Source organism: Pelagibacterium sp. (assembly GCF_965249125.1).
Taxonomy (GTDB): domain Bacteria; phylum Pseudomonadota; class Alphaproteobacteria; order Rhizobiales; family Devosiaceae; genus Pelagibacterium.
Genome location: NZ_OZ252217.1, coordinates 1836233 through 1859345 on the forward strand (window position 1 = coordinate 1836233; position 23113 = coordinate 1859345).

Annotated in this window: 23 protein-coding genes and 1 tRNA gene; 9 read left to right on the forward strand and 15 right to left on the reverse strand. The window is 61.3% G+C overall.

Annotated features, from left to right (window positions below; genetic code table 11):
* Positions 1-35 precede the first annotated feature (35 nt).
* From ACP148_RS09055 to ACP148_RS09070, 4 genes are all read left to right on the forward strand, one after another.
* On the forward strand, positions 36-680 hold the full coding sequence (locus ACP148_RS09055) for a cation transporter (RefSeq protein ID WP_421950589.1): 645 nt from the start codon (positions 36-38) through the stop codon (positions 678-680).
* A 189-nt stretch (positions 681-869) separates the two neighbouring features.
* Positions 870-1397 (forward strand): RDD family protein, encoded by a 528-nt coding sequence (locus tag ACP148_RS09060; RefSeq protein ID WP_421950590.1) that lies wholly within the window; start codon positions 870-872, stop codon positions 1395-1397.
* Positions 1398-1691: 294 nt separating this feature from the next.
* The gene (locus ACP148_RS09065; RefSeq protein ID WP_421950591.1) at positions 1692-2450 is read left to right on the forward strand and encodes an arginyltransferase; all 759 of its coding nucleotides are present in this window, start codon (positions 1692-1694) and stop codon (positions 2448-2450) included.
* On the forward strand, positions 2451-3473 hold the full coding sequence (locus ACP148_RS09070; RefSeq protein ID WP_421950592.1) for an endonuclease/exonuclease/phosphatase family protein: 1023 nt from the start codon (positions 2451-2453) through the stop codon (positions 3471-3473). It begins immediately after the preceding gene.
* Positions 3474-3689: 216 nt separating this feature from the next.
* Here ACP148_RS09070 and parC read toward each other — a convergent pair whose 3' ends face one another.
* The 10 genes from parC to rpoZ form a co-directional block, all read right to left on the reverse strand.
* Positions 3690-5942, reverse strand: a complete 2253-nt coding sequence (gene parC, locus ACP148_RS09075; RefSeq protein ID WP_421950593.1) for a DNA topoisomerase IV subunit A — start codon at positions 5940-5942, stop codon at positions 3690-3692.
* Positions 5943-6089: 147 nt separating this feature from the next.
* Positions 6090-6419, reverse strand: coding sequence for a hypothetical protein (locus ACP148_RS09080; RefSeq protein ID WP_421950594.1), 330 nt, complete (start codon positions 6417-6419; stop codon positions 6090-6092).
* Between the two features lie 107 nt (positions 6420-6526).
* The gene (recO, locus tag ACP148_RS09085; protein ID WP_421950595.1) at positions 6527-7243 is read right to left on the reverse strand and encodes a DNA repair protein RecO; all 717 of its coding nucleotides are present in this window, start codon (positions 7241-7243) and stop codon (positions 6527-6529) included.
* A 178-nt stretch (positions 7244-7421) separates the two neighbouring features.
* A complete protein-coding gene (gene era, locus ACP148_RS09090; protein ID WP_421950596.1) occupies positions 7422-8333 on the reverse strand; it encodes a GTPase Era in 912 nt (303 codons plus the stop codon).
* Positions 8330-9037, reverse strand: a complete 708-nt coding sequence (gene rnc / locus ACP148_RS09095; RefSeq protein ID WP_421950597.1) for a ribonuclease III — start codon at positions 9035-9037, stop codon at positions 8330-8332. The genes era and rnc overlap by 4 nt, the downstream gene beginning before the upstream one ends.
* Positions 9034-9789, reverse strand: a complete 756-nt coding sequence (gene lepB / locus ACP148_RS09100; RefSeq protein WP_421950899.1) for a signal peptidase I — start codon at positions 9787-9789, stop codon at positions 9034-9036. The genes rnc and lepB overlap by 4 nt, the downstream gene beginning before the upstream one ends.
* A 35-nt stretch (positions 9790-9824) precedes the next feature.
* Positions 9825-10244, reverse strand: a complete 420-nt coding sequence (acpS, locus tag ACP148_RS09105) for a holo-ACP synthase (protein WP_421950598.1) — start codon at positions 10242-10244, stop codon at positions 9825-9827.
* Positions 10241-10825 carry an orotate phosphoribosyltransferase gene (gene pyrE / locus ACP148_RS09110; protein ID WP_421950599.1) on the reverse strand — a complete coding sequence of 195 codons (585 nt, stop codon included), beginning with the start codon at positions 10823-10825 and terminating at the stop codon, positions 10241-10243. Before pyrE ends, acpS begins: the two co-directional genes overlap by 4 nt.
* A complete protein-coding gene (locus ACP148_RS09115; RefSeq protein WP_421950600.1) occupies positions 10822-13128 on the reverse strand; it encodes a RelA/SpoT family protein in 2307 nt (768 codons plus the stop codon). Before ACP148_RS09115 ends, pyrE begins: the two co-directional genes overlap by 4 nt.
* A 100-nt stretch (positions 13129-13228) precedes the next feature.
* Positions 13229-13597, reverse strand: coding sequence for a DNA-directed RNA polymerase subunit omega (rpoZ, locus tag ACP148_RS09120; RefSeq protein WP_014130282.1), 369 nt, complete (start codon positions 13595-13597; stop codon positions 13229-13231).
* Between the two features lie 193 nt (positions 13598-13790).
* Here rpoZ and ACP148_RS09125 point away from each other — a divergent pair, with 193 nt between their 5' ends.
* Positions 13791-14357 carry an NYN domain-containing protein gene (locus ACP148_RS09125; RefSeq protein WP_421950601.1) on the forward strand — a complete coding sequence of 189 codons (567 nt, stop codon included), beginning with the start codon at positions 13791-13793 and terminating at the stop codon, positions 14355-14357.
* Between the two features lie 19 nt (positions 14358-14376).
* Positions 14377-15024 (forward strand): uracil-DNA glycosylase, encoded by a 648-nt coding sequence (locus ACP148_RS09130; RefSeq protein WP_421950602.1) that lies wholly within the window; start codon positions 14377-14379, stop codon positions 15022-15024.
* A gap of 634 nt (positions 15025-15658) precedes the next feature.
* Here the strand turns inward: ACP148_RS09130 and smpB are convergent.
* Entirely contained in the window at positions 15659-16138 is a 480-nt protein-coding gene (gene smpB, locus ACP148_RS09135; RefSeq protein WP_421950603.1) for an SsrA-binding protein SmpB, read from the reverse strand.
* Between the two features lie 10 nt (positions 16139-16148).
* A complete protein-coding gene (gene dapA / locus ACP148_RS09140) occupies positions 16149-17027 on the reverse strand; it encodes a 4-hydroxy-tetrahydrodipicolinate synthase (RefSeq protein WP_421950604.1) in 879 nt (292 codons plus the stop codon).
* A gap of 222 nt (positions 17028-17249) precedes the next feature.
* Here dapA and ACP148_RS09145 point away from each other — a divergent pair, with 222 nt between their 5' ends.
* On the forward strand, positions 17250-18188 hold the full coding sequence (locus ACP148_RS09145) for an alpha/beta fold hydrolase (RefSeq protein ID WP_421950605.1): 939 nt from the start codon (positions 17250-17252) through the stop codon (positions 18186-18188).
* A 359-nt stretch (positions 18189-18547) separates the two neighbouring features.
* On the opposite strand, the gene ACP148_RS09150 is transcribed toward ACP148_RS09145, so the two are convergent.
* The 3 genes from ACP148_RS09150 to ACP148_RS09160 all read right to left on the reverse strand — a co-directional run bounded on the left by ACP148_RS09150 (position 18548) and on the right by ACP148_RS09160 (position 21766).
* Entirely contained in the window at positions 18548-18973 is a 426-nt protein-coding gene (locus ACP148_RS09150) for a hypothetical protein (RefSeq protein WP_421950606.1), read from the reverse strand.
* Positions 18974-19212: 239 nt separating this feature from the next.
* Positions 19213-20379, reverse strand: a complete 1167-nt coding sequence (locus tag ACP148_RS09155) for an OmpA family protein (protein ID WP_421950607.1) — start codon at positions 20377-20379, stop codon at positions 19213-19215.
* Between the two features lie 208 nt (positions 20380-20587).
* Positions 20588-21766 carry a porin gene (locus ACP148_RS09160; protein WP_421950608.1) on the reverse strand — a complete coding sequence of 393 codons (1179 nt, stop codon included), beginning with the start codon at positions 21764-21766 and terminating at the stop codon, positions 20588-20590.
* A gap of 432 nt (positions 21767-22198) precedes the next feature.
* Between ACP148_RS09160 and ACP148_RS09165 the strand changes: the two genes are divergently transcribed.
* Both ACP148_RS09165 and ACP148_RS09170 read left to right on the forward strand, forming a co-directional pair.
* The gene (locus ACP148_RS09165) at positions 22199-22801 is read left to right on the forward strand and encodes a hypothetical protein (protein WP_421950609.1); all 603 of its coding nucleotides are present in this window, start codon (positions 22199-22201) and stop codon (positions 22799-22801) included.
* Between the two features lie 54 nt (positions 22802-22855).
* Positions 22856-22931, forward strand: a tRNA-Ala gene (locus ACP148_RS09170).
* Positions 22932-23113 lie beyond the last annotated feature (182 nt).

Consider the following 23113-nt stretch of genomic DNA (forward strand, 5'->3'; position numbering starts at 1 on the left):
GCATCGGGGCGATTTGAATTGAAGGGTATGTCCAAATGAGCGGATCGTGCTGCAACCACAACGAGGCAGATCAGGCAGCCAGAGCCCAGGCCGATAAGATTTATGGTCGCGTCCTGTGGGCCGTGTTGGCAATCAATGCCGTGATGTTCGTTGTCGAAATCGGCGCGGGCATCGCCTCGCGCTCGGCATCGCTGCAGGCCGACGCCGTTGATTTTCTCGGCGACGCGGCCAATTACGGCATCAGCCTTTTCGTCGTTGGCCATGCGCTGCACATCCGGGCGCGGGCGTCGCTGGCCAAAGCGCTGACCATGGGCGCGTTCGGAATATGGGTTCTGGGGGTTGCGGGCTGGAACGCCATGACGGGCGCGACGCCCCATGCCTATACAATGGGGATCGTCGGGATCAGCGCTCTTGCGGCAAACGTCGCCAGTTTCTGGCTGCTGTGGCAATTCCGGAACGGTGACAGCAATATGCGCTCGGCCTGGATCTGCACCCGCAACGACGTACTGAGCAATTTGGCCGTGCTGCTGGCCGCGCTTGGCGTGTTCGGCACCGGCACGGGCTGGCCCGACGTTGTGGTGGCCTCGATCATGGGCATTCTGGCGCTTCAGGGCGCGGCGGCGGTTACCCGGCAGGCCCTTGCGGAACTGCGTCCCCTTAAGGCACGGCCGGCCGAGTAGGTCGCCGCACGCGATATCGCCGTTGCGCCCCTTGCCATTTTGCCCACCGCACCACATGTGTTGGGCGTTAGAGCATTTTCGCTTTTCTTCGAATCGCAAAAATGTCTCTAAGTCCTTGGTTTGTCGCGCTTCCGAACCGGATAAGCGGTACCCACTTATCCTGGAAGCGCTCTTGAGGAGAATTGACCAATGGCAACCGATTTTCTGGGACGCATGTTGCGCGACGACCTTCCCAACCCCAACAGTTCGCCGGAACTGTTCGATGGGATTTTGACGCGGCGGGCCGTGGCCTTTGTGATCGACTGCGTGATCATGGGTGCGGCGATTCTTCTGGTCACGCTTGTCGCTGGCATTCTGGGCTTCTTCACGTTCGGGCTGACCTGGCTGTCGATCCCGGTGATCGTGCCGGTTACCTTCGTTGCCTATTATGCCGTGACGCTGGGCTCGCCCGCGCGCGCTACGCTGGGCATGCGGGCCACCGATATCGTGCTGACCCCGACGCGGGAGACGACGCTGGACGGGTGGATGGCCATGATCCATGTCGTTGTGTTCTGGATTTCGTGTTCCCTTTTAACCCCGTTCATCATCCTGATCGGGCTGTTCACCCCGCGCCGCCAGTTGCTGCACGATGTGATCGTGGGTACGCTGATGGTCCGGCGCTCGCCCATGGTACGGCACTGGCAGGCCTATGCACGCTCAGGCAACGTGCCCGGCTAACCCTTTCAGCGGCTTTGCGATTTGTCGCGTTGCACACCGGGTTCTGTGCGATTATTATCATCTAGAGCGTGTCCAGCAAAAGCATGTCCTCGACCCGATCGGGGATGGAAACGGTTTTGCGGTTCGGACACGCGACTAAACAAAGGTTTAGAGCCGAGGATTTGATTCAATCAAATCCCGAACGGCTCTAGGAGTTGTTCGCGTTTCAGCAAACGGACGGAACGGCTTGAAAGTTTTCGGTTTGCCGCGTGTCATCAGGGCGGCGGACACCCTGCGGGCCAAGCGAGTACCCACATGGATCAGACGCCGGAAAGTGCGCAGTTCTTCCTGACAGCCCCATCGCCCTGCCCCTATCTTGACGGCAGGCAGGAACGCAAGCTTTTCACCCATTTGTCTGGCCGGCGCGCCGCGGCATTGCACCATCTGCTGTCCGACCATGGATTCCGGCGTTCGCAGAACCTGATCTATCGCCCTGCGTGCCTTGATTGCGACGCCTGCCAATCGGTGCGCGTGCGGGCCATCGATTTTCTGCCGGCGACGCGACACCGGCGCAATCTCAAGCTCAATTCCGATATCGTGGCCGAAGTGGTCGCGCCGATCGTTTCGGCCGAGCAATACGGATTGTTCAAGCGCTATCTCGATTCGCGCCATGACGGCGGCGGCATGACCCAGATGAGCTATCTCGATTATGAGTTCATGGTCGAGGATACCCCGGTACAATCGGTGCTAGTCGAATACCGGCTCGCGGCGGATGGGCCGGACGGGGTGGCGGGCCAGCTTGTGGCCACGGCACTGACCGATCCCCTGCCCGACGGGCTTTCGATGGTTTACAGCTTTTTCGACCCCGCGCTGGCCCGGCGCGGGCTTGGCACCATGATGATCCTCGACCATATTGCCCGCGCCCGGCTGGCGGGCGGCTATCTCTATCTGGGATATTGGGTCAAGGATTCCCCGAAAATGGCCTACAAGGCAGCATTCCAGCCCCTCGAAGTGCAGCGCGGCTCGCGCGGCTGGGTGGATCTCGACCCCGAGACCGGCGCGGAACCCGAGTAGGTGCGCTCCATAGGCAAGATACTGGCCGCGCTGATCGCCGCAGGCTATCTGCTCGTCTGCTGCGTGCTGGCCGGCATGGCGATCGTCGCCGTTCTGGGCTTTGTCTACCCGGCCATGGACCTGTTCAATCACATCCAGCCGGTGCTGTTTTTCGGTCTTCTGGCGCTGGCGATCGCCAGCACGGTTTTCGTGCGGTTCCGCTTGCTCCGCGCCTTGGCGCTGTCCATCGCGGCAACCGGGTTTGTTGCATCGAGCGTCATCTACGTTCCGGAGCTGGTGGCGGGCTTTTTGCCCCGCGCGGTGGCCCCGCAGACCGGCCAGAACTACAGGCTGATGACCTTCAACGTTTTCGGACGCAATGAGGAGCCCGAATCGATCGTTGCCAATATCAGCGCAGTCGATCCCGACATCGTGGCGCTGCAGGAATACAGCCCCGACGTGCGCAGCGCCGTTCACCCGCTGTTGACCGCGCTCTACCCCCACTTCCAGTATTGCGCCGGGGGTGAGCGGGCCTTTGTGGGCCTTTATGCAAGGCTGCCCTTCGAGCCGCTCGATGCCGATGCGTGTTCGTCCTCGATCATGAGCACCGACCGCACGGCGCGGATCATCGTGCGGTTCCAGACCGAGGCCGGGCCGGCGTTTTCGGTGGCCACCACTCATAATGACTGGCCCGCGCCCGTCACGCGCCAGGCCGAGCAGTTCACAACGCTGCGCGAGGCGCTTTCCACTGTCGAGCCGCCCTTGATCCTTGTGGGAGATTTCAACTCGACGCCATGGTCCTATGCGCTGCGCGGGTTCGTTGGCGCGGCAGGGCTGACCCGGCACACCTTCAACCTGCCGACCTTCCCGACCCTGTGGTATTATCTGCGCGACTGGCGCGCCATGTTCCCCATCCTGCCCATCGACCACGTGATGACGCGCGGCGCCATCGCCATCCATGACCTGCGCACCGGCGAGCCGAGCGGCAGCGACCATCTGCCGATCATCGTGGATTTTTCGGTGGGGGACGAGGGAGCGCTGTAGAGAGGGAAAAACCCTCGGCCGCCGTTTGTGCTGCGTTTCCATCTCCAGCGCCCCCCACACGCACCACCGTCATCCCGGGCGAAGACCCGGGACCCAGTACACTCAGAGTTCGAAGGGTGTCGCCGAAAACAGAACCGCAAGTGCCGAGTATACTGGATCCCGGCGCAGGGCCGGGATGACAGCCGGGGGTGTGCCGTAAGGCACAACTGCAATCCCCTACCCCACGAACCTGTTGTTGCGCGGGAAGCCAGTCGGGGGCTGACGGCCGGCCTGGGCGCGATCGCCGATCCAGTCGAGCAACTCTTCCATGGATTTCGAATAGTTCCGGCCCGAGGAATCGGTCCAGGTCAGCCCGTCGGCTGAATTGAACAGCTTGGCGTCGGAAATGCCGCCATCCCTGTATTTCTGCAGCCGGACGCCCTTGCCCCGGCTCATTTCGGGGAGCTGGGCGGCGGGGAAGACCAGCAGCTTGCGGTTCTGGCCGATGACGGCAACCGTATCGCCTTCGGCACGCACGCAGAGCTTGGCTTCGCCCTTGCCGGAAACGTTGAGCACCTGCTTGCCCTTGCGGGTGTTGGCGATCAGATCGTCCTCGGCGACCACGAAGCCATTGCCGATATCGGAGGCGATCAGCCGCTTGGCGCCGGGCTTATAGACGAACAGATCGACGATATCCTGGCCTTCCTCGATATCGACCATGATGCGCACCGGCTCGCCATGACCGCGTCCGCCGGGCAGCTTGTCGGCGCCCAGCGTATAGACCTTGCCGCCGGTGGTGAGCATCAACAGCTTGTCGGTCGTCTCGCAGGTCAGCGCCAGCTTGAGCCTGTCATCGGTCTTGAAGGTCTGGGCCGAAGCGTCGTTGTTGTGGCCCTTGAGCGCGCGGATCCAACCCTTTTGCGACAGGATCACGGTGATCGGCTCGCGCTCGATCATCGCGGTTTCGATGTCGGCTAGATCGGTTTCCGGCGCTGCGGCGAACTGGGTGCGGCGGCGGCCGAGCCTGGTGTCGGGGCCGTAGGATTTTTTCAGCTCACCGATTTCGGTGGTGATGACACCCCACTGCTTTTTCTCGGAGCCCAGAATGGCTTCAATGTGGGTCTTTTCCTCGCTGAGCTTGTCGAACTCGGTGCGGATCTCGATTTCCTCAAGTTTGCGCAGGCTGCGCAACCGCATATTGAGGATGGCCTCGGCCTGGATTTCGGTCAGGTCCCATTTGGCCATCATTATGGCCTTGGGCTCGTCCTCCTCGCGGATGATGCGGATCACCTCGTCGAGGTTGAGATAGGCCACCAGATAGCCGCCGAGCACTTCGAGGCGGTGTTCGATCTGGCCGAGCCGATAACGCGAGCGGCGGACCAGCACGTCCTTGCGGTGATTGAGCCAGGCCTTGAGGACTTCGGCCAGGTTCATGACGCGGGGGATCTGGCCCTTGTCGAGAACGTTCATGTTCAGCGAGAACCGGCTTTCGAGCTCGGTCAGCTTGAACATCGATTCCAGGAGCAGCACCGCATCGACGGTACGGGCGCGCGGTTCGAGGACGAGGCGGATATCCTCGGCGCTCTCGTCGCGCACGTCCTTGAGCAGCGGCAGGCGGCGCGCCAGCAGCAGTTCGGCGATCTTTTCGACAAGCCGGGATTTCTGCACGCCATAGGGGATTTCGGTGATGACGATGTTGTAGGTGCCGCGGCCGCTGTCCTCGACCTCCCATTTGGCGCGGACGCGGAAACCGCCGCGCCCTGTGGTGTAGGCCTGTTCGGTCGCCGCCGGATCATCGACAAGAATGCCCCCGGTGGGGAAATCGGGACCAGGGACGAACCGGATCAGGTCCTTTGCCGTGGCTTCGGGGTTGGAGAGGATATGCAGGCACGCGTCGCACAGTTCGGCGACGTTGTGGGGCGGAATGTTGGTCGCCATGCCCACGGCGATGCCGCTCGACCCGTTGGCGAGCAGATTGGGGAAGTTGGACGGCAGAACGACGGGTTCTTCGTCCTCGCCGTCGTAATTGGGCCGGAATTCGACGGCGTCCTCGGTGATCGCTTCGAGCAGGCGCTGGGCGACTTCAGTCATCCGGCTTTCGGTATAACGCATCGCTGCGGCGCTATCGCCGTCGATGGAGCCGAAATTGCCCTGCCCGTCGACCAGCGGGTAGCGCACGGCGAAATCCTGCGCCATGCGCACCAGAGCGTCATAGACGGACTGATCGCCATGGGGGTGGAACTTACCGATCACGTCACCGACGATACGGGCCGATTTCTTGTAACCCTGCGCGGGATCGAGCTTAAGCAACCGCATGGCGTGCAGGATGCGGCGGTGGACGGGCTTGAGACCATCCCGGGCATCGGGGAGTGCGCGCTGAGTGATGGTCGAGATGGCATAGGAGAGATAGCGCTCTTCAAGCGCACGTCTCAAATCGACTATGCCGTCGTCTTTCTCGTCATCACGGGGCGGATCGATGGTTTCGGCCATTGGCCATCCTTTTTCGGCAAAACGAATCAGATGGGCAGTATATCCAAAGGTGGTCGAAATTGCCGGATTTACTGGGGGTTTTGTGGAAAACCGCCAGTGCCGGCCAAAGGGCCGCGCCGGACGAACCGGCGCGGCGGAATTGGGCGATTACTGAGCGACCAGCGTGTAGCTTTGCAGTTCGCAGATATCGATTTCGAATTCTTCGAGTTCGGGTCCTTCGGCGGTTTCGAAGCGGAAATTGTAAAGGCATTGGTCGGACCCGTCGCCGATGAACACGGTTCCCGTGTAGCCGGATTCGAGAATGCCGATCTCCTCGAGCAAATCATTGCCCCAGTTCTCGTCATTGGACGCCGAAGCGTAAAAATATGTCAGCGTGAAGCCGGAATCGTTGATGAGCGTGAACTCGACGTTCTGGGCAAGCGCCGGTGTGGAAACGAGGGCCGAAGCGGCCAGTATTGAAAGTATAGTCTTTTTCATTTCGTCCTCAGAAAACACCGCAATGCGCGGCGCCACTGACGTAACGGCAAGGCTGGCGGTGCGCCAGCCCTATTGTGTCGAAAAAAAGATAGAATAAGGCGATCCGTTCATCCTCCAGTCAGGTGGCGCACCAGCCATTCGCGCGTGGACGGCTGTTCGATCTGGCGCGCCGACCAGACATGGCGGTCCAGAAAGTAGCCGGTGAGCGCGAAGGCGGCCTTTATGTCCTCGGGGCGCGGTTGGCCGTCACCGGAGAGGAAGGCAGGCAGGGCGAAAAGGCGGTCGGCATAGGGCGCGGCGGCTTCGGCGCAGACCGCCCTGCCTGTCTTGGGCGACACATGGGTGAGGTTTTCGTGCACGCCGGTCACCGCACAAGTCTCCAGATCGAGCCCGAACCCCAGTTCTTCGAGCAGGTACATCTCGAAGCGCGCCAGCTCGGCGGCGAGGTCGAGCTGGCCCCAATCGCCATCGATCAGGGCAATGACGCCGCGCAGCAATTCGTCATGCGGGTCGCGTTCGGGCAGAAGCCGCAGGTGGTCAGCGAGCAGTTGGACCAGATAGAGCTTTTGCCGGTCGGTAAGGATTTCGGCGGCACGCAGGTGCGTTGCCTCGGCGTTGAAGGTGCCCAGATGATCTTCGAGGCGGGCCCGCCATGTGAGTTGGGCCGAGTTGCCCGCCTGCAGGAACGCCGCCTGTTTTGGCGAGCGCCCGCCCCGCACCAGACCCAAACAGCGGCCATGGCCGGGCACCATGGCCTCGAGGATCACAGCGGACTCGCCATGCCGCCTGACGCCGATGATAAGACCTTCAGAGGACCATTCCATACGCATTTTCCATGGCGGAAATCGCTCCCCTGGCGTCCCTCACCCTCTGTCACCCCGGCCACCGAGCCGGGGTCCAGTACACTCAGCGCCCAGCGTAAAACTGCAAGCGCTGCCGGTTAGTGGATCCCGGGTCAAGCCCGGGATGACGGCGGTTGGTCGGGCCGGCCAACGCGTCAATCTACTTCGTCCAATCCAGCCCCATCTCCCGATACCGCTCGGGATCGTCGGCCCAGTTGGCGCGCACTTTGACGAACAAGAACAGATGCACGTCGGTTTCGAACATCTCGATCAGTTCCTTGCGCGCCTCGGCACCGATGGTCTTGATGGTTTGCCCCTTGGCACCAAGCACAATCATCTTGTGGGTGTCGCGCGTGACGTAGATCACCTGCTCGATGCGGTAGGACCCGTCCTTCTGGATCTTGAAACTCTCGGTCTCGACTGTCGCCTGATAGGGGATTTCATCGTGAATGCGCAAGAACAGCTTTTCGCGCGTGACCTCGGCGGCGGTCAGCGCCATCGTCAGGTCGGTCAGGTGCTCTTCGGGGAAATGCCATTCGCCCAGCGGCGCCTTCTCCCGGCACCACTCAACGAAATCGGCCACTCCATGCGCGCGCAGCGCGGAGATCATGAAAGTGGTCTCGAATCTGGTCTTCTCGTTGATCGCCTGCGACAGCGCCAGGAGCGTTTCGTGCTTGACCTTGTCGATCTTGTTGATGACCAGAACCTTGGGCTGGCGAATGTTTTCGAGCCCTTCAAGCAGCGATTCAACTTCGGCGTTCAAACCCTTCTGGGCATCGACGATCAGGGCCACCATGTCGGCGTCGCCTGCTCCGGTCCAGGCCGACTGCACCATGGCGCGATCGAGCCGCCGCTTGGGCGCGAAAATGCCCGGCGTGTCGATAAAGACAAGCTGGGATTCCTCGATGGTCAGAACGCCCCGCACCTGCGCGCGCGTGGTCTGGGCCTTATGCGTGACAATGGACACCTTGGTGCCCACAAGCGAGTTCAGCAGGGTCGATTTGCCCGCGTTGGGCGCGCCCACCAGCGCGACAAAGCCGCATCTGGACGCAATGTCTTCGGTTTCACTCATTGGTCGGCCTTCCACACGCCTTCGCGCAGCAGGAACTTTTCGGCCGCCTGATGCTCGGCCAGTTTTTTCGAGGTTCCGGTTGCGGTTATCGCTTCGAACCCGCGCACGGAAACCGAAATCGTAAAGACCGGCGCATGATCGGGTCCCGAACGTGCCGTTTCGACATAGGCCGGAGGCTCCAGCCCCTTGGCCTGCGCCCATTCCTGCAGCGCCGTCTTGGAGTCGGCACGGCGAGCCTGCGCCACGTCCAGATTATCACCGAACATGCGGTCGACGAAAATATAGGCGGGATCTATGCCGCCGTCGGCATAAATCGCGCCGATCACCGCTTCGCAGACGTCGCCGAGAATGGCGTCCTTGTCGGCGCCGCCGGTGCGCGCCTCGCTTTCGCCGAGCCGCACGAACGAGCCCATATCGAGCTTGCGGGCCACCCGGGCGCAGGTTTCCTTGCGCACCAGCGAGTTCAGCGTGCGCGAAAGCTCGCCCTCATTGGCCTTGGGCAAGCGCTTGCACAGCATATCGGCCACCACCAGCCCCAACACCCTGTCACCAAGGAATTCGAAGCGCTGGTAGGATTCGGCCGTGCGTTTTGAAGGCGATACGGCACTCGAGTGAGTCAGGGCGCGCAACAGCAGGGCCGGGTCGTTGAAAGCATAACCCAGCCGTGCCTCGAGCGTCTCGCGATCACGCGCCCTCAAGCTCATTGATAAACCGATGTGAACATGCGGTCGAACCGCACATTGCCCGGCCAGCGCCAGATCTGCCAGGGCGGGATGTTGTCGGTAATCGAGAAGAAGCGCCACTCGGCCTTGCCGACAAAATTCTCGAACGGCACATAGCCGACGGCCGAGAGCGAGCGGGAATCGAGCGAGCGGTCGCGGTTGTCGCCCATCATGAAATAATGTCCCGGCGGCACCGTATAGACGCCGGTATTGTCGAACTGGGCGTTATCGGAAATTTCCTGGGTGACGTAGCTTACGCCATTGGGCAGGGTTTCACGGTATTCGATGACCGGAATGTCGACGCCAGAGCTGTCGCGGTCGACAGTGTTGCCCACCTCTTCGCGCGGGACGGCCTCTCCGTTGATGGTGAGACGTCCGTCGATCATCTGGATCTGGTCGCCGGGCAGCCCGATGACGCGCTTGACGTAGTTTTCGCTCTGGGGAACCGGCCGGATGACGGCGATGTCGCCGCGCTGGGGCGCATTGCCCATGATGCGCCCGTTCCAGGGCACTTCCGAATAGGGCAGCGAATAGCGCGAATAGCCGTAGCTGTATTTGGACGCCAATATGTAGTCGCCAATCATCAGATTGGACTGCATCGACGCAGTGGGGATGGAAAACGGCTCAAAGGCAAAGGTGCGAAACACCAGAGCGATCAACAGCGCCTGAACGATGATGACGATGGTTTCGCGCAGTTCGCCCTTGCCGGTTTTCTTCTTGGCGGCGTCCGACATAGGGGTGCTCATGGGTTGGAAATCTCGCAGGTTTGTTACGGGAGCGGCCGGGCCGGGTCAACAGGCAGGGCCTCGATGATGACGAAGGCCTGCGCCATGCCATTGTCGTCGGTGATCGAGACGTGAATATGGGGTCGATGCCCCTCGGGCACAAGCCGGGCCAGCATGGCCGCTGCGCCGCCGGTCAGCTTCATGGTGGGTTTGCCGCTGGGCAGGTTGACCACGCCCATATCGCGCCAATAAACGCCGCGCGACAGCCCGGTTCCCAGCGCCTTGGCGCAGGCTTCCTTGGCGGCGAACCGCTTGGCGTAGGATGCCGCCCGCAGCCGCCGCCTGTCCGATTTGTTCCGCTCGATTTCGGTAAAGCAACGCTGCGTGAACCGCTCGCCGAAGCGCTCGAGCGTGCGCTCGATATGGGCGATCTCGCAGATATCGTTGCCCAGCCCGATAATCATTGCAGACCCCTGCTCCCCGGCTTGACGGCGGGCATTGCCGCAAGCTCCGGCGGCAGGTTGTCGGGCGAATAGGCGGGCACCTTGTACTGGGTCAGCGACACCAGCGGTACGCCGACATCGGCCTCGCCCGCCGAACGATCCACGATACAGGCCGCGGCGATGACGTTGGCGCCCAGCGCCTTGATCGCCTCGATGCATTCGCGGATCGAGAGCCCCGTGGAAACGATATCCTCGACGATGATCACCTTTTCGCCCGGCTCCACCGAAAAGCTGCGGCGCAGTTCGAACACACCGTTGACGCGCTCGGTGAAGATCGCGGGCACGCCCAGGTGGCGCGAGGTCTCATAGCCCGGAATGATCCCGCCCACGGCGGGCGAGACGATCTGGGAGACGTCGCCAAACCCTTCGGCCCTGATCTTTTCAGCCAGCGCCCTGCAAAGCTTTTCGGCCTTGTCGGCAAACATGAACACGCGGTTCTTCTGCAGGAACACCGGCGAGCGCAGGCCCGATGACAGGATGAAATGGCCTTCGAGCAACGCGTCGCAGGAGCGGAAAATATCGAGGACTTCGTCCTGGGTCATTGGGGTTCGGTCTCCATTGTCTCTTGGCTTGCAGCCTCCTGGGTCCCCGCTTCGAGTGCGCCCTCCATGCCCGAAATGGCATTGGCCTGAACCATGGTGGCGCGCTGGACCCGCGAGAGCCCCGGTGTGCGTTTGAGCGTTGCCAGCACGTCTGTCAACTGCGTCAGATCATGCACCTCGAGCTCGAAGATCAGCTCGTGGGAGTCGGCGGCAAGGGCCCGCATCGCCAGGTTGGAGATATTGGCATCGCAGGCGGCAATGGCGCCGGTGATCTGGGCAAGCGAGCCGGGGCGGTTCTGCGAATACATCGAAACGACGACCTTGAACCGGGTTTCGGGTTTCCCGGCCATATCCCACCGTACGTCGATCCAGCCCACGTCCTTGTCATGGAAACCGGCCAGCGCCTCGGATTCCATGGGATAGACCTCCATGTGTCCGGACTGGTGGAAGATACCGATGATGCGGTCGCCGGGCACGACGCCTTCGCGGGAAATATCGACGGGCATATTGAAATCGAACCCGACCATTGTGGCAAATTTCTTGATCGCGGTATGCTGGCCGCCGGGCATGCGGAACTTGAAATATTGCGCATTGCGCAGCGCGAACCAGCCTTCCGCGTCGTTGGCAACCGGCAGCACCAGCCGGCCCTTGCGCCGCCGCTTGCCCTTGAGCGCGGTTGTTTCGCGCGCCAGGTCCTCGGCGGTGATGCGGCCCTCGCCGATGGCGGCGAGCATGGAATTGCGGTCGGTGACGGAGAAGCGGTTGGCGAGCGCGACGACCTCGTCCTCGTTGAGCTGGAGCGACTCACGCTCGATCACCGCCATCAGCACCTGTTCCCCCAGCGCGATGGCGCGGGCGAAAGCCCCCTGACGCACCGCGCGACGGATCGCCGAACGCGCCTTGCCGGTCATGGCGATATTTTCCCAGTTCGGCGGCGGGGTGTGGTCGGCATCGCGCAGGATTTCGACTTCATCGCCCGAATGAAGCTGGGTGATGAGCGGCATGACCGTGCCGTTGATCTTGCAGCCCACGCAGGTGTCGCCGACGTCGGTATGTACGGCATAGGCGAAATCGATGGGCGTTGCGCCACGCGGCAAAGCGATCAGCCGCCCGCGCGGGGTAAAGCAGAACACCTGGTCCTGGAACAGTTCGAGCTTTGTGTGCTCGACGAATTCTTCGGGATTGTCGCCTTCGGTGAGCCGGGCAATGGTCGAGCGCAGCCAGTTATAGGCCTGGCTTTCCTCCTCGAGCTTCACCATGTCGCCGGAGATGGCTTCCTTGTAGAGCTGGTGCGCGGCGATGCCGAATTCGGCGATGGCGTGCATTTCCTGGGTGCGGATCTGCAACTCGACGCGCTGGCGGCCCGGACCGACGATTGTCGTGTGGATCGAGCGGTAGTCGTTGGCCTTGGGAACGGAGATGTAGTCCTTGAACCGGCCCGGCACGACCTTCCAGCTTGTGTGGATGACGCCCAGGGTGCGATAGCAGGCGTCGATCGTATCGACTATGACCCTAAAGCCGATCATGTCGGAGAGTTGTTCGAGGGCAATCGCCTTGCGTTCGATCTTGGAATAGATCGACCAGGCCGACTTGAGCCGCCAGGAAACTTTTGCCTTGATCCCCTGCCCGGCCAAATGCTCTTCGAGCTCGCTGCGGATTTCCGCGACGATCTCGCGGCTGGAAATCTCCATCTGCGACAGACGTGCGGCGATGGCGTTGTAGTGCTCGGGATAGAGCGACTTGAACGAGAGATCTTCGAGTTCGTTGCGCATGTCCTGCATACCCATGCGCCCGGCCAGAGGCGCATAGATATCCATGGTTTCCTGCGCGATGCGGCCGCGCTTGTGGACCGGCATGAACTCGAGGGTGCGCATATTGTGCAGGCGGTCTGCCAGCTTGACCAGCAGCACGCGCACGTCCTGGGAAATGGCCAGCAGCAGCTTGCGCAGGTTTTCGGCCTGGGCCTCCTCGCGCGAGACGAGGTTGAGGCGCTCGATCTTGGTCAGTCCGTCGACGATCTGGCCGATCTCGGTGCCGAACATGTCGTCGATCTCGGCGCGCGTGGCGTCGGTGTCCTCTATGGTGTCGTGCAGCAGCGCCACGGCGATGGTTGCATCGTCGAGCTTGAGATCGGTGAGAATGGCTGCGACTTCGAGCGGGTGGGCGAAATAGGGATCGCCCGAAGCACGGGTCTGGCTCCCGTGCTTTTGCATGCCGTAAACGTAGGCCTTGTTGAGAAGGGCTTCGTCGGCATTGGGATTATAGGCCAGAACGCGTTCGACCAGTTCGTACTGACGCATCATGCGCCGGGGTACTCCAGAGATATTCGAGTTCAAAAACTGCAAAGGCGCCGGGCCGGAGCCAGACGCCTTTGCAAACTATACAGATAAAGGCTTGCGCCGATCAATCGTCGCGACGCTCGGGGGGAGCCAGCGACTCGATGCCGCGGAGCAGCTCTTCCTCGGAAATGGTGTCGAACACCGGGCCGTCCTCGTCCGAAGAGGTTTCGATGCGCGGAGCGGTATCCATTTCCGGCTCGTCGACCTCCACATACTTCTGGAGCGAGTGGATCAGGTCTTCCTGCAGATCCTCGGGCGAAATCGTGCCATCGCCAATCTCACGCAGGGCGACGACGGGATTCTTGTCGTTGTCGCGATCCACGGTGATCTGGCCACCCGAGGAGATCATGCGGGCCCGATGGGCGGCCGCAAGAACCAGCTCGAAGCGGTTCGGAATCTTTTCAATGCAATCTTCTACGGTGACGCGTGCCACAGCCGGTCTCCATTGCTTTAGGGGAGTTGTCCGCTCTCTTACACGAGGGCTCTGGCGATGACAAGCGCCGGTTTACACGGCCCGATCATCTTAATTTGACGCCGGAATGAACTTCTTTCCCCGCTGCCGCGTTGAGCGATGTGAACGATTGCGAATTTTTCTGCCGGTTTTTTGTTTTGGAGCTTTTGTCCATATGTTCGATTCACGGGAAAAGGTCGTGCTGTTTATCGACGGCGCCAACCTTTACGCAACGTCCCGAGCGCTTGGCGTCGATATCGATTATAAACGGTTGCTGAGCGAGTTTCAGGACACCGCCTACCTGCTGCGCGCCTATTACTACACAGCCCTCGTCGAGGATCAGGAATACTCCTCAATCCGCCCGCTCATCGATTGGCTGGACTACAATGGCTACACGGTGGTGACCAAGCCGGCCAAGGAATTCACAGACGCCCAGGGCCGTCGCAAGATCAAGGGCAACATGGATATCGAACTGGCCATCGATGCGCTGGAGATGTCGAGCCATTACGATCATCTGGTCCTGTTTTCGGGCGACGGAGATTTTACCGCCCTGGTCGCCGCGCTACAGCGGCGCGGCAAGAAAGTCACCGTTGCCTCGACCCTCACCACCCCTACTCCGATGATTTCGGACGATCTTCGGCGGCAGGCCGACTATTTCCTCGAAATCGCCACTCTGGCAAAGACGGTCGGTCGGCCGCAGGTTGACCGCCAGCAGGCCGCCAGAGAGGATGTGCCGCACTGATTCTCGTGCGAGACCTGCCTTGGCGCTCCAGACAAATCCCCCGCCCGATTGCCCGCTCTGTCCGCGGCTGGCCGAATTCCGGCACATCAATCAGCAGCAGTTTCCCGACTGGCATAACGCGCCGGTCGACAATTGGGGTGACGGTTCTCCACGCCTCCTGATCGTGGGACTGGCACCGGGGCTGCGCGGGGCGAACCGCACCGGGCGTCCGTTTACCGGCGATTACGCCGGCGATCTGCTCTATGCAACGCTCAAGAAATTCGGCTTGGCGACCGGCGAGTTCGAAGCCGATCCCAATGACAGCCTGCAACTGGTCGACACGCTGATCGTCAATGCGGTCCGCTGCGTTCCGCCCCAGAACAAGCCCACCGGCCCCGAAATCGCCACCTGCCGGCGGTTCCTTTCAGCCACCATCGCCGCCAACCCGCAAGCCAGGGCATTCTTTGCCCTTGGCCGCATCGCCCATGAATCACTGCTCAGCGCCCTCGGCGAACGCCGCGCCGCCTTCCCCTTCGGCCACGCACGCCAGCACGCCCTCACCGACGGGCGCGTTCTGATCGATAGCTTCCACTGCTCGCGCTACAACACCAATACCGGGCGGCTGACGACGGAAATGTTCGAAGACGCTATGGGCAAGGCGAAGGCGGCGATAGCGGCTGAAGGCTGAGCGTCCATCGCCGCCGCTGGGGGTACTGGATCCCGGCTCAAGGCCGGGATGACCGATGGAGGAAGGGGGAGCCTGTGCCAGGCAGTACCCGACCAACTCCGAGCCGAGGCTTCCTCCCCTAGAGCGCTTCCAGGATAAGTGGGCACCACTTATCCGGTTCGGAAGCGCGACAAAACAAGGGCTTAGAGCAATTGGAGCGATTCGAAGAAGCGCTGAAATGCTCTAGAGCCGTTCAGGATTTGATTGAATCAAATCCTTGTCTCTAAACCTTTGTTTTGTCGCGTGTCCGAACCGATAAAGTGGTATCCACTTTATCTGGACACGCTCTAGGCTACTCCGGCGAAAGCCGGAGCCCATGTGCGCTGCCACATACTGCGATGCCTTGGGGCCGCTGCCGGGTCCCGGATCAGGTCCGGGACAGCGATGGGCCAATGCCGGCTTCGGCCACTCCCACCCCCGTCATCCCGGACTTGAGCCGGGATGACGGGGGTGGGGGATGCGCAGGGGAAAGAGGCGGCTCAGAGGGTGCTGCTTCTGTTTGGCACAGGCTCACCCTACCCCCTTGGTCATCCCGGACCTGATCCGGGATCCAGTACCCCCAGCACCCGAGCAGGCCCGACCATCTCCGGCCAGATCACCCCTGCTTTAAAATCCGCTGCTTGTCGCGGGCCCAGTCGCGATCTTTCTGGACGTCGCGCTTGTCGTGGGACTTGCGGCCCTTGGCCAGACCAATCAGCAATTTGGCCATGCCGCGATCATTGAAATAGAGTTTGAGCGGCACGATTGTGTTGCCCTGCCGCTCTACGCCCCTGGCAAGCTTGTCGAGTTCGCGGTGCGAAACCAGCAGCTTGCGGCGACGTTTTTCGTCGTGGTTGAAGCGGTTGGCCTGCACATATTCGGGGATGTTGGCATTGATAAGCCAAAGCTCGCCATCCTCGGGCGAAACATAGGATTCGGCGATCTGGGCCTTGCCGTTGCGCAGGGATTTCACTTCTGTCCCGCGCAGCACGATGCCGGCCTCGATGGTGTCGAGAACCTCATAGTCGAACCGGGCCCGGCGGTTTTCGGCCACCATGCCGGTTTCGAGCAGACCTTTTTCTTTCTTGGGTGCCATTGCCTGTCGATCAGTTGATGAGCCCGGCATGGACCAGCGCGGCGTCGATCGCGGCGCGGGTGGTCTCGGTCACGGGAACCAGCGGAAGCCGGATTTCCTCGCCGAACAGGCCAAGCCTGGACGCTGCGTATTTGACGCCCTGCGGGTTGGGTTCGATAAACAGCGCCTTATGAAGCGGGGCCAGCCGATCCTGGATAGTGAGCGCGGTGCCGAAATCACCAGCCTGACAGGCAGCCTGGAGGGCCGAGCACAGTTTTGGGGCGACGTTGGAGGTGACCGAAATGCACCCCCTGCCGCCATGGGCGTTGAACCCCAGCGCCGTGATATCCTCACCCGAGAGCATGATGAACTCAGACCCCAGCGCGGCGCGTGTCATCGTCGCCTTGCTCATGTCGGCGGTCGCGTCCTTGACCCCGACGATATTGGGACAGGCATCGCGCAGACGCTTCATGGTTTCGACGTTGATATCGACCACTGTGCGGCCGGGCACCGAATAGAGAATGACCGGCAGGCTGGTTGCCTTGGCGATGGCGGAGAAATGCTGAAACAGGCCCTCCTGGTTGGGCTTGTTGTAATAGGGGACGATGGTCAGGATGCCATCGGCGCCCGCCTTTTCCGCAAATTCGGCGAGATGAATGGCCTCGCGTGTCGAATTGGAGCCCGCGCCGGCAATGACCGGAACGCGCTTGGCCGCTACTTCGATGGCAATCTCGATAACGCGGCGATGTTCTTCATGGCTGACGGTGGGGCTTTCACCCGTGGTTCCCACCGGAACCAGGCCGTTGGTGCCTTCCTCGATCTGCCATTTGACGAAGCGCGCCATGGCGTCTTCATCAACAGCACCCTTTTGGAACGGCGTTACCAACGCCGTGATCGACCCGGAAAACATGTGAGACAGTCCTTGATTTCGACCGGCCGGCGCGCCCGGCGGTCCTTCTTTTCTCGATTATTGCGCCTCATCCCTAACGGGATGTTTCTTGATGGCGCGCGATGACAGTTTTGTCACCCCAAAACTGGCGCACCATAGTGGCACTTGCGTGGCGCGACAAGCGGGGCCACGCCCCGACGTTTACCGCGATTGCCTGCGCCGCCGGGCGTGGTATGAAGCATCATGTTCAAGCGTGCAACTCCCCTGCCCGAAACGCCGCTTTTTTCCGATCTTCCGGTCCGGACGATCACCTGTGGCGCCGGCAATACGCAGATCGCCGTGCATGTGCACGGGACGATTTCCGATGATGTGAGGCCGGTCATCTGCCTGCCGGGCTATGTGCGCAACATTTCCGATTTCGCGGACCTTCCCGCGGCCATCAACCGCCTGCCCGATACCGGTTTCGCCTTCATCCTGATCGATCTGCCCGGCCGGGGCCGCTCGTCCTATCTTGGCAAGGGGGCGCGTTATTCCACGCTCGCCGATGCCGATTGCGTGCTCGATGTGATGGCGGCGCTTGACGTGCCCCGCGCTATTGTGGCGGGCGAGGGCCATGGCGGCCAGGTGGCCATGATCATTGCCGCCCGCCAGCCCACTGCAATTGCCGGAACGATCCTGATCGACGCCGGGCCGGTGACCGACCCGCGCGGCCTTGTGCGCACGCGCAACAATTTCCGCCATTTGACGGCGCTCAAATCGCCATCCGCGACCAGCGCCGCGCTGCGCAAAATTCTGGGCACCGATTATCCGGGCGAATCCGAAGCGCGGCTCGACGGGTTCGCGCAGCGCATTTACGCCCGGGATGGCCGCGGCAAGCTGCGCCCGCTTTTCGACAGCCAGTTGATCGGTCAGCTCGAGCAGTTCGAGTTCGACGACGTTCTCGAACCGCAATGGCAGGTGTTCGACGCGCTTTCCCACGCGCCGCTGATGATCGTGCGCTCGCAACTGACCGATCAGGTGCGGCGGGCGAGTTTCGACGAAATGGTGCGCCGCCGCCGCGATGCGGCGACGCTTATCATATCCGATCAGGGATCCCCCGCCCTTCTCGAAGATGCCGAGGAGCATCGGGCGATAGCGGGGTTCCTGCGTGATGTTTGTCGGACGGGTGACGCGCCCAGCTAACGCTCAAGGCCCCACACCCCAGAGGGGCCAGGGAACCAGCCCGCGAATCCCCGAACGCCGGTGTTTGCCCCATGCCCGGCAGGGCGGTGAGGGGGCCTTGGCGAAAGAAACCCGACATGCGGCGTCAATGGTGTAAACGGCGAAGGCCCCCTCACCCGTCGCTTCGCGCCGCGCCCGGGGCAGGCTCTCTCCCCCAAGGGAGAGGTAAGAATGCCGCCAGCGCAGAGCGTTACCTCTCCCTTGGGGGAGAGGTCGGATGGCGCAGCCAGACGGGTGAGGGGGCCTTCCCATGATCTGGCGCTAGGGGAAACGGGCCGGAGAAGCCAAGTGCGAGGGTTAAAATGAACTTGCGGGGATATTCAGGCCCCACCCGCCCTGACCAGCGCCTTGGCTTGCGACACCCATTTTTCGCGCTCGATGCGGCCCTTGAAGGACAGCCGCGTGTTCATCATGGCGATGGATTTGGCGTTCCAGGCGGCAATCTGGCTGAAATGATAGACGCCGTTGTCGTGCAGAACCGATTCAAGTTTAGGGCCTATGCCCTTGATTTTCTTTAGATCGTCGGGTTGCCCATCGATCGGGCTGGCAAGCAGCCCGAGCGCGGGATCGCCGAGGTCGGGCTGTTTGGACACAGTTGGCGTTTGCGATTGATCGGGCTCAACGCCGGACCTGGCAGGCCGAGGACCCCCGAACATCCGCTTGAGCAGATATCCGATAAGGCAGCCAATGAAAAAGGCGGCGAGCAGCAGCAGCGCGCTGGGAATGATGTGCGGCGTCGGGTTCATGAGCTTGCTTTCAAATTCTTGTTTGCCGCGCTTCCGAACCGGGAAAGCCTGCAACTTTTCCTGGTAGCACTCACTGGCCCTCTTCAGGTGCGCCGTACCATCCGGTGGCAATGCCGATCAGCACGGCCAGAACCAGAAACGGCCAGTTGATGGCGATCAGATATGCAATGTCACTCACTGCCCAAGCCCCCTCTTCCGGCTGGACCGCGGCCTTTGCGGCGGCTCACATCCGGACGTTCTTATTGCGCGATGTCTTCGAAGCTGAAGACGATGCGCCGATTTTGCGCCTTGCCCGCCGCCGTTTCGTTGGACGCGACTGGAAGACTTGCCCCATAGCCGACGGCGAAAAGCCGCTGGGGATCGACCCCCTGCTCCACCAGCCGGTCGACCACGGCTTCGGCCCGACTGAGGGACAGGACAAGATTGGTTTGGTCGAGCCCATCTGCGTCGGTATGTCCTTCTACATAAACCGGCTGCGAAGGGCAAATGGCCAGTGCGGCCGCGATGTCGGAGATAATATCCTCCGACGCTGCCGTCGGCGTCGCGCGGCCAGACGCAAATGAAATTACGCCGGCCCGGGTGAGCGTGGCCACCTGCTCACGGCACTGAGTTGCTTGGGCGTTGCTCGCGGCGCTAGTTTCGGCGGGAATGATTGTATCGGCGGGAGCCGCCTCGTCCTGCTCAGGGACGTTTGCCTCGCCTTGCGGACCATCGTCTCCTGCGGGCGCCTGTGGCCCGTTGGCCGGCACCGCCCCATCGACCGAAGGTACGGCATCGACAATTTCATCTGCCGGAGTCTGCTCGCCGGCAGCATCGCCGACATCCGGCCCGGGCTCGGCATTCTCGATGATTTCCATTGTTTCTTCGTCTGGTGCACCGCTTTCCTCAAGCAGTTCCTCAACCGAGTCCATGACGGTTTCGTCGATCGGTTCGGGCGCATCGGTGCTTTCCGCCTCGGCGGCCTCCGGCGCATCGACGGCAAATACCCATTCTGCCCCGGCGCCGGCCGACACGCCAAGGGCTTCGGTCAGCGTTTCGAGACTTCCGTCCGGCTGCAAATTTCCCGATACCGTCCATTGCCCTTCGCCATAGGCAATCGATCCTTCTTCGAGAATTTCGCTTGCCGCTATGGCCTTCATGGCATCGCGCAGGAAACCGAGCGGCGCGCCGTCGGCGATAGTCATCACGTCTACGCCATCGATCCCTGCGCGCTCAGCCAGGATCGTTGCAACCGATTGATATGGCACGTTGCCGCTCAGCGTGATTTCACCGGCCGAGACCTGCACGGCCCAGGCGAACTGGCCACTCGTTTCGGCCCCTGCTGTCGCATCGAGTGACTGATACTGCGCAAGTGCCGATTGAATTGGCGTCAGAATAAAGACTGCAGGCAGGACAAATGAGAGCAAGCGAGGGAAAATCATTCAAAGCCAATAGGTTTGCGCCGCGCCGCGGCAATTTCGGTCGACTCGGTAATCGAACCTGCAGTGTAAAGCATTTCCGGTTCGAACGAAGCCATCCAACGCTCTCGTTTCGTGCCGAAATGGCTGCGGCACAAAAAGAAAGGCCCGGCAAACGCCGGGCCTTTCCAAACAATCGCCTCGAGGCGAAGAGTTCTTAGAACTCTTTGGAAGCTTCGAAGGTCAGCTTGTAATCGTCCAGCGTGTTGGCATAGACAGTCAGGCCGGTTTCGAAACCGCCACCCGGTGCATAGGTTACACCAGCAGCGCCGTAGATGTAGTCGGTCACGATGGCACCGGTACGTTCCACATAGCCGAGTTCAGCATTGGCAACGATGACTTCGGTAACATCAACGTCAACACCGCCGTAAACGGTCCACGAATCAGTACCCGTGTCTTCTTCGTAGCCAGCGCCGAGATAGACAGCAACCGTATCAGTGGCGTCGAACGAACCTTCACCAGCAACACCCCATTCGCCGCTGTCTTCAAAGAAAGCGTCAACATCAAGGGTGAACATGTCGAGGGTTGCCGAAGCACCCAGCGAAGCAATGTAGTAGCCGGTGTCGTCGAAGAGCACGCCAGCGCGGGCTTCGAACGAGTCGAACTCAGCGGTCACAGCTGCGTAGAAGTTGACCGGATCGGTGGCAAGGTTGTTGTAGAGATCGCCAACCAAAACCGCGGCTTCACCCGAGAACATGCCGCCGTCATACTGAACGCCGAGCAGTGCAGTGCCGTTGTTTTCGAGGTCTTCGAAACCGGCGATGACGGTGAAGCCATCAGCAACCAGCGATTCAATGGTGATGACGTGACCGCCTTGAGCAACAATACTGCCCGCAGTAAGGTCGTTTTCATCATAATCCCAGTCGAATACGCCGTATTCGTCGCCGCCGCCATAAGTACGGTCGAGAATCTCGGTGTCGAATGCCGAGTCCTTCAGGCCAGCCGAAAGAACGGTGGTATCGCCGAACTGGACATAGGCCTGATCGATAACGGGATCAACATCGACGCCAGTGGTGTCGTCATCAACGAACGAAATGAAAGCGACGGCAGCACCGGAATCGGTCTGGGTAGTAGCTTCGAAAGCCAGCTCCCAATCAACGTCAGACGTATAACCAAAGCCGGTGGTCAACGAAAGATCTTCGACGGCCCATTCGTAGGACACTTCGCCCGAGATCGACAGGCAGGTGTCGTCGGATTCGATGGTCAGGCCAGAGATGCCGTAGGCATCGCAAACGCCGAGCGACACGAAAGTCGCCGGAATCGGATCAGCGGCCTGGGCACCCGTCGACAGGGCCAGAACAGCTGCAGAACCCAGAAGAAGGCTCTTAAGTTTCATAATTGACCTCCAAAGTCAGTCATTCAGTTTGTGCCGGGCTATCCGGCAGTTTGTCGAAACGCGACCACATTATTGTTGGTGTCGTGTGTTGCCGTCGCGTTGCGACCGACAAACGATCCCATGCATGGATTCGCAAGCCCCACTCTAGCGATGCCGGTTCGGTTCGCAACAGCCGTTAGCCCTGTTCAACAGCCGTGCGGGCGGGTTGCGAAGGCAATGTTGCAAAATGTCCACACATACGGAAACCACTCGTTAACACTTGAGGCAATCATCGTTTACGACTCCTTTATGGATCGCCTGCGAATACCCTTGGGAAGGCAGGTTTCGCAAAACAGCCACATTGGTGATGTGCTTGGACCCTGACCGCCGCTTGGTCTTGCAGAGGTTTTGTTATTGTCCCATCGACCCTCATTTTCGTCAGGCGTGCGCAGCTTGGCTCTGGTCGTCTCCATGACGATGGCTGGCAGCGCGATGGCGCAGGACGGAGCGGCCAATATCGAGCAGATGATGACCGACGCCGACGCGCTCGTGGTGGGCACCGTTGTCACCACCCGGTGCGCGGTGTTTGACGGCGCGATCGACTATCTTTCTCCCCTCGAGCAGGTGGCGGCCCAGATTCGACTCGGCGAGATCGTCGCGGCGGCGTCAGGAATGGTCGAGGACGCGCCAGATCGGCTGGCGCGGATGCGGGCGAGCGCCGGGGCCCGGGTCTGTGGCGATCCGGCTCTGACCCCTTATCTCGATTTCAGCCGGCAGATCGCGCGCGACGTCATCGATATCGCTCTTGTCGCCTGGCGAGAGATTGACGTGCCGGGCTGCAATTATTTTGCCGATGACGGTTTCATGCGCGCCGCCGAACGGGCCAGCGCGGCGGCGGAACAGCTAACCATAGAGGGCGAAGCCAACCGCATCACCTATATCGAGCAGCGCGGCGAGGCCTGGGCCGAGGTTTTTGCCGGCAATTGCGCCAATCTGGGCTTTGAGCCTGTCGAGACCCTGCCCGGCCAGATCGCGCTGGCACTGCCCACCCAATAGCGGCTTATTTACTCTTCCAGCCCGCACGATATTGGGTTAAACCGGCTTTCGAATGGGGCTGTAGCTCAGTTGGGAGAGCGCGTCGTTCGCAATGACGAGGTCGTCGGTTCGATCCCGATCAGCTCCACCATTTCCTTCTCTCACGGGCCGCACCGCTCACGGCATGACGCGCTAAAGCCGCGCTATGCCGCTCACTGGCCCTCCGAGGGGCGCGCGAAACGTCGCGCGGGGTCCTCGGCTATGCCTCGTCCAGTTTGCCTCACGGGCCGCACCGCGAAAACCATGACGGGCTAAAACCGCCCTATGGCTTTC

Coding starts and splice junctions, on each gene's coding strand:
- smpB (WP_421950603.1), bottom strand. CDS start 16,138: ATGGCACCCAAGAAAGAAAAAGGTCTGCTCGAAACCGGCATGGTGGCC.
- ACP148_RS09150 (WP_421950606.1), bottom strand. CDS start 18,973: ATGAACCCGACGCCGCACATCATTCCCAGCGCGCTGCTGCTGCTCGCC.
- era (WP_421950596.1), bottom strand. CDS start 8,333: ATGAGTGAAACCGAAGACATTGCGTCCAGATGCGGCTTTGTCGCGCTG.
- recO (WP_421950595.1), bottom strand. CDS start 7,243: ATGGAATGGTCCTCTGAAGGTCTTATCATCGGCGTCAGGCGGCATGGC.
- ACP148_RS09065 (WP_421950591.1), top strand. CDS start 1,692: ATGGATCAGACGCCGGAAAGTGCGCAGTTCTTCCTGACAGCCCCATCG.
- ACP148_RS09160 (WP_421950608.1), bottom strand. CDS start 21,766: ATGAAACTTAAGAGCCTTCTTCTGGGTTCTGCAGCTGTTCTGGCCCTG.
- ACP148_RS09145 (WP_421950605.1), top strand. CDS start 17,250: ATGTTCAAGCGTGCAACTCCCCTGCCCGAAACGCCGCTTTTTTCCGAT.
- ACP148_RS09115 (WP_421950600.1), bottom strand. CDS start 13,128: ATGATGCGTCAGTACGAACTGGTCGAACGCGTTCTGGCCTATAATCCC.
- pyrE (WP_421950599.1), bottom strand. CDS start 10,825: ATGACCCAGGACGAAGTCCTCGATATTTTCCGCTCCTGCGACGCGTTG.
- ACP148_RS09125 (WP_421950601.1), top strand. CDS start 13,791: ATGTTCGATTCACGGGAAAAGGTCGTGCTGTTTATCGACGGCGCCAAC.
- ACP148_RS09080 (WP_421950594.1), bottom strand. CDS start 6,419: ATGAAAAAGACTATACTTTCAATACTGGCCGCTTCGGCCCTCGTTTCC.
- ACP148_RS09060 (WP_421950590.1), top strand. CDS start 870: ATGGCAACCGATTTTCTGGGACGCATGTTGCGCGACGACCTTCCCAAC.
- ACP148_RS09055 (WP_421950589.1), top strand. CDS start 36: ATGAGCGGATCGTGCTGCAACCACAACGAGGCAGATCAGGCAGCCAGA.
- rnc (WP_421950597.1), bottom strand. CDS start 9,037: ATGAGCTTGAGGGCGCGTGATCGCGAGACGCTCGAGGCACGGCTGGGT.
- parC (WP_421950593.1), bottom strand. CDS start 5,942: ATGGCCGAAACCATCGATCCGCCCCGTGATGACGAGAAAGACGACGGC.
- lepB (WP_421950899.1), bottom strand. CDS start 9,789: ATGTCGGACGCCGCCAAGAAGAAAACCGGCAAGGGCGAACTGCGCGAA.
- acpS (WP_421950598.1), bottom strand. CDS start 10,244: ATGATTATCGGGCTGGGCAACGATATCTGCGAGATCGCCCATATCGAG.
- dapA (WP_421950604.1), bottom strand. CDS start 17,027: ATGTTTTCCGGGTCGATCACGGCGTTGGTAACGCCGTTCCAAAAGGGT.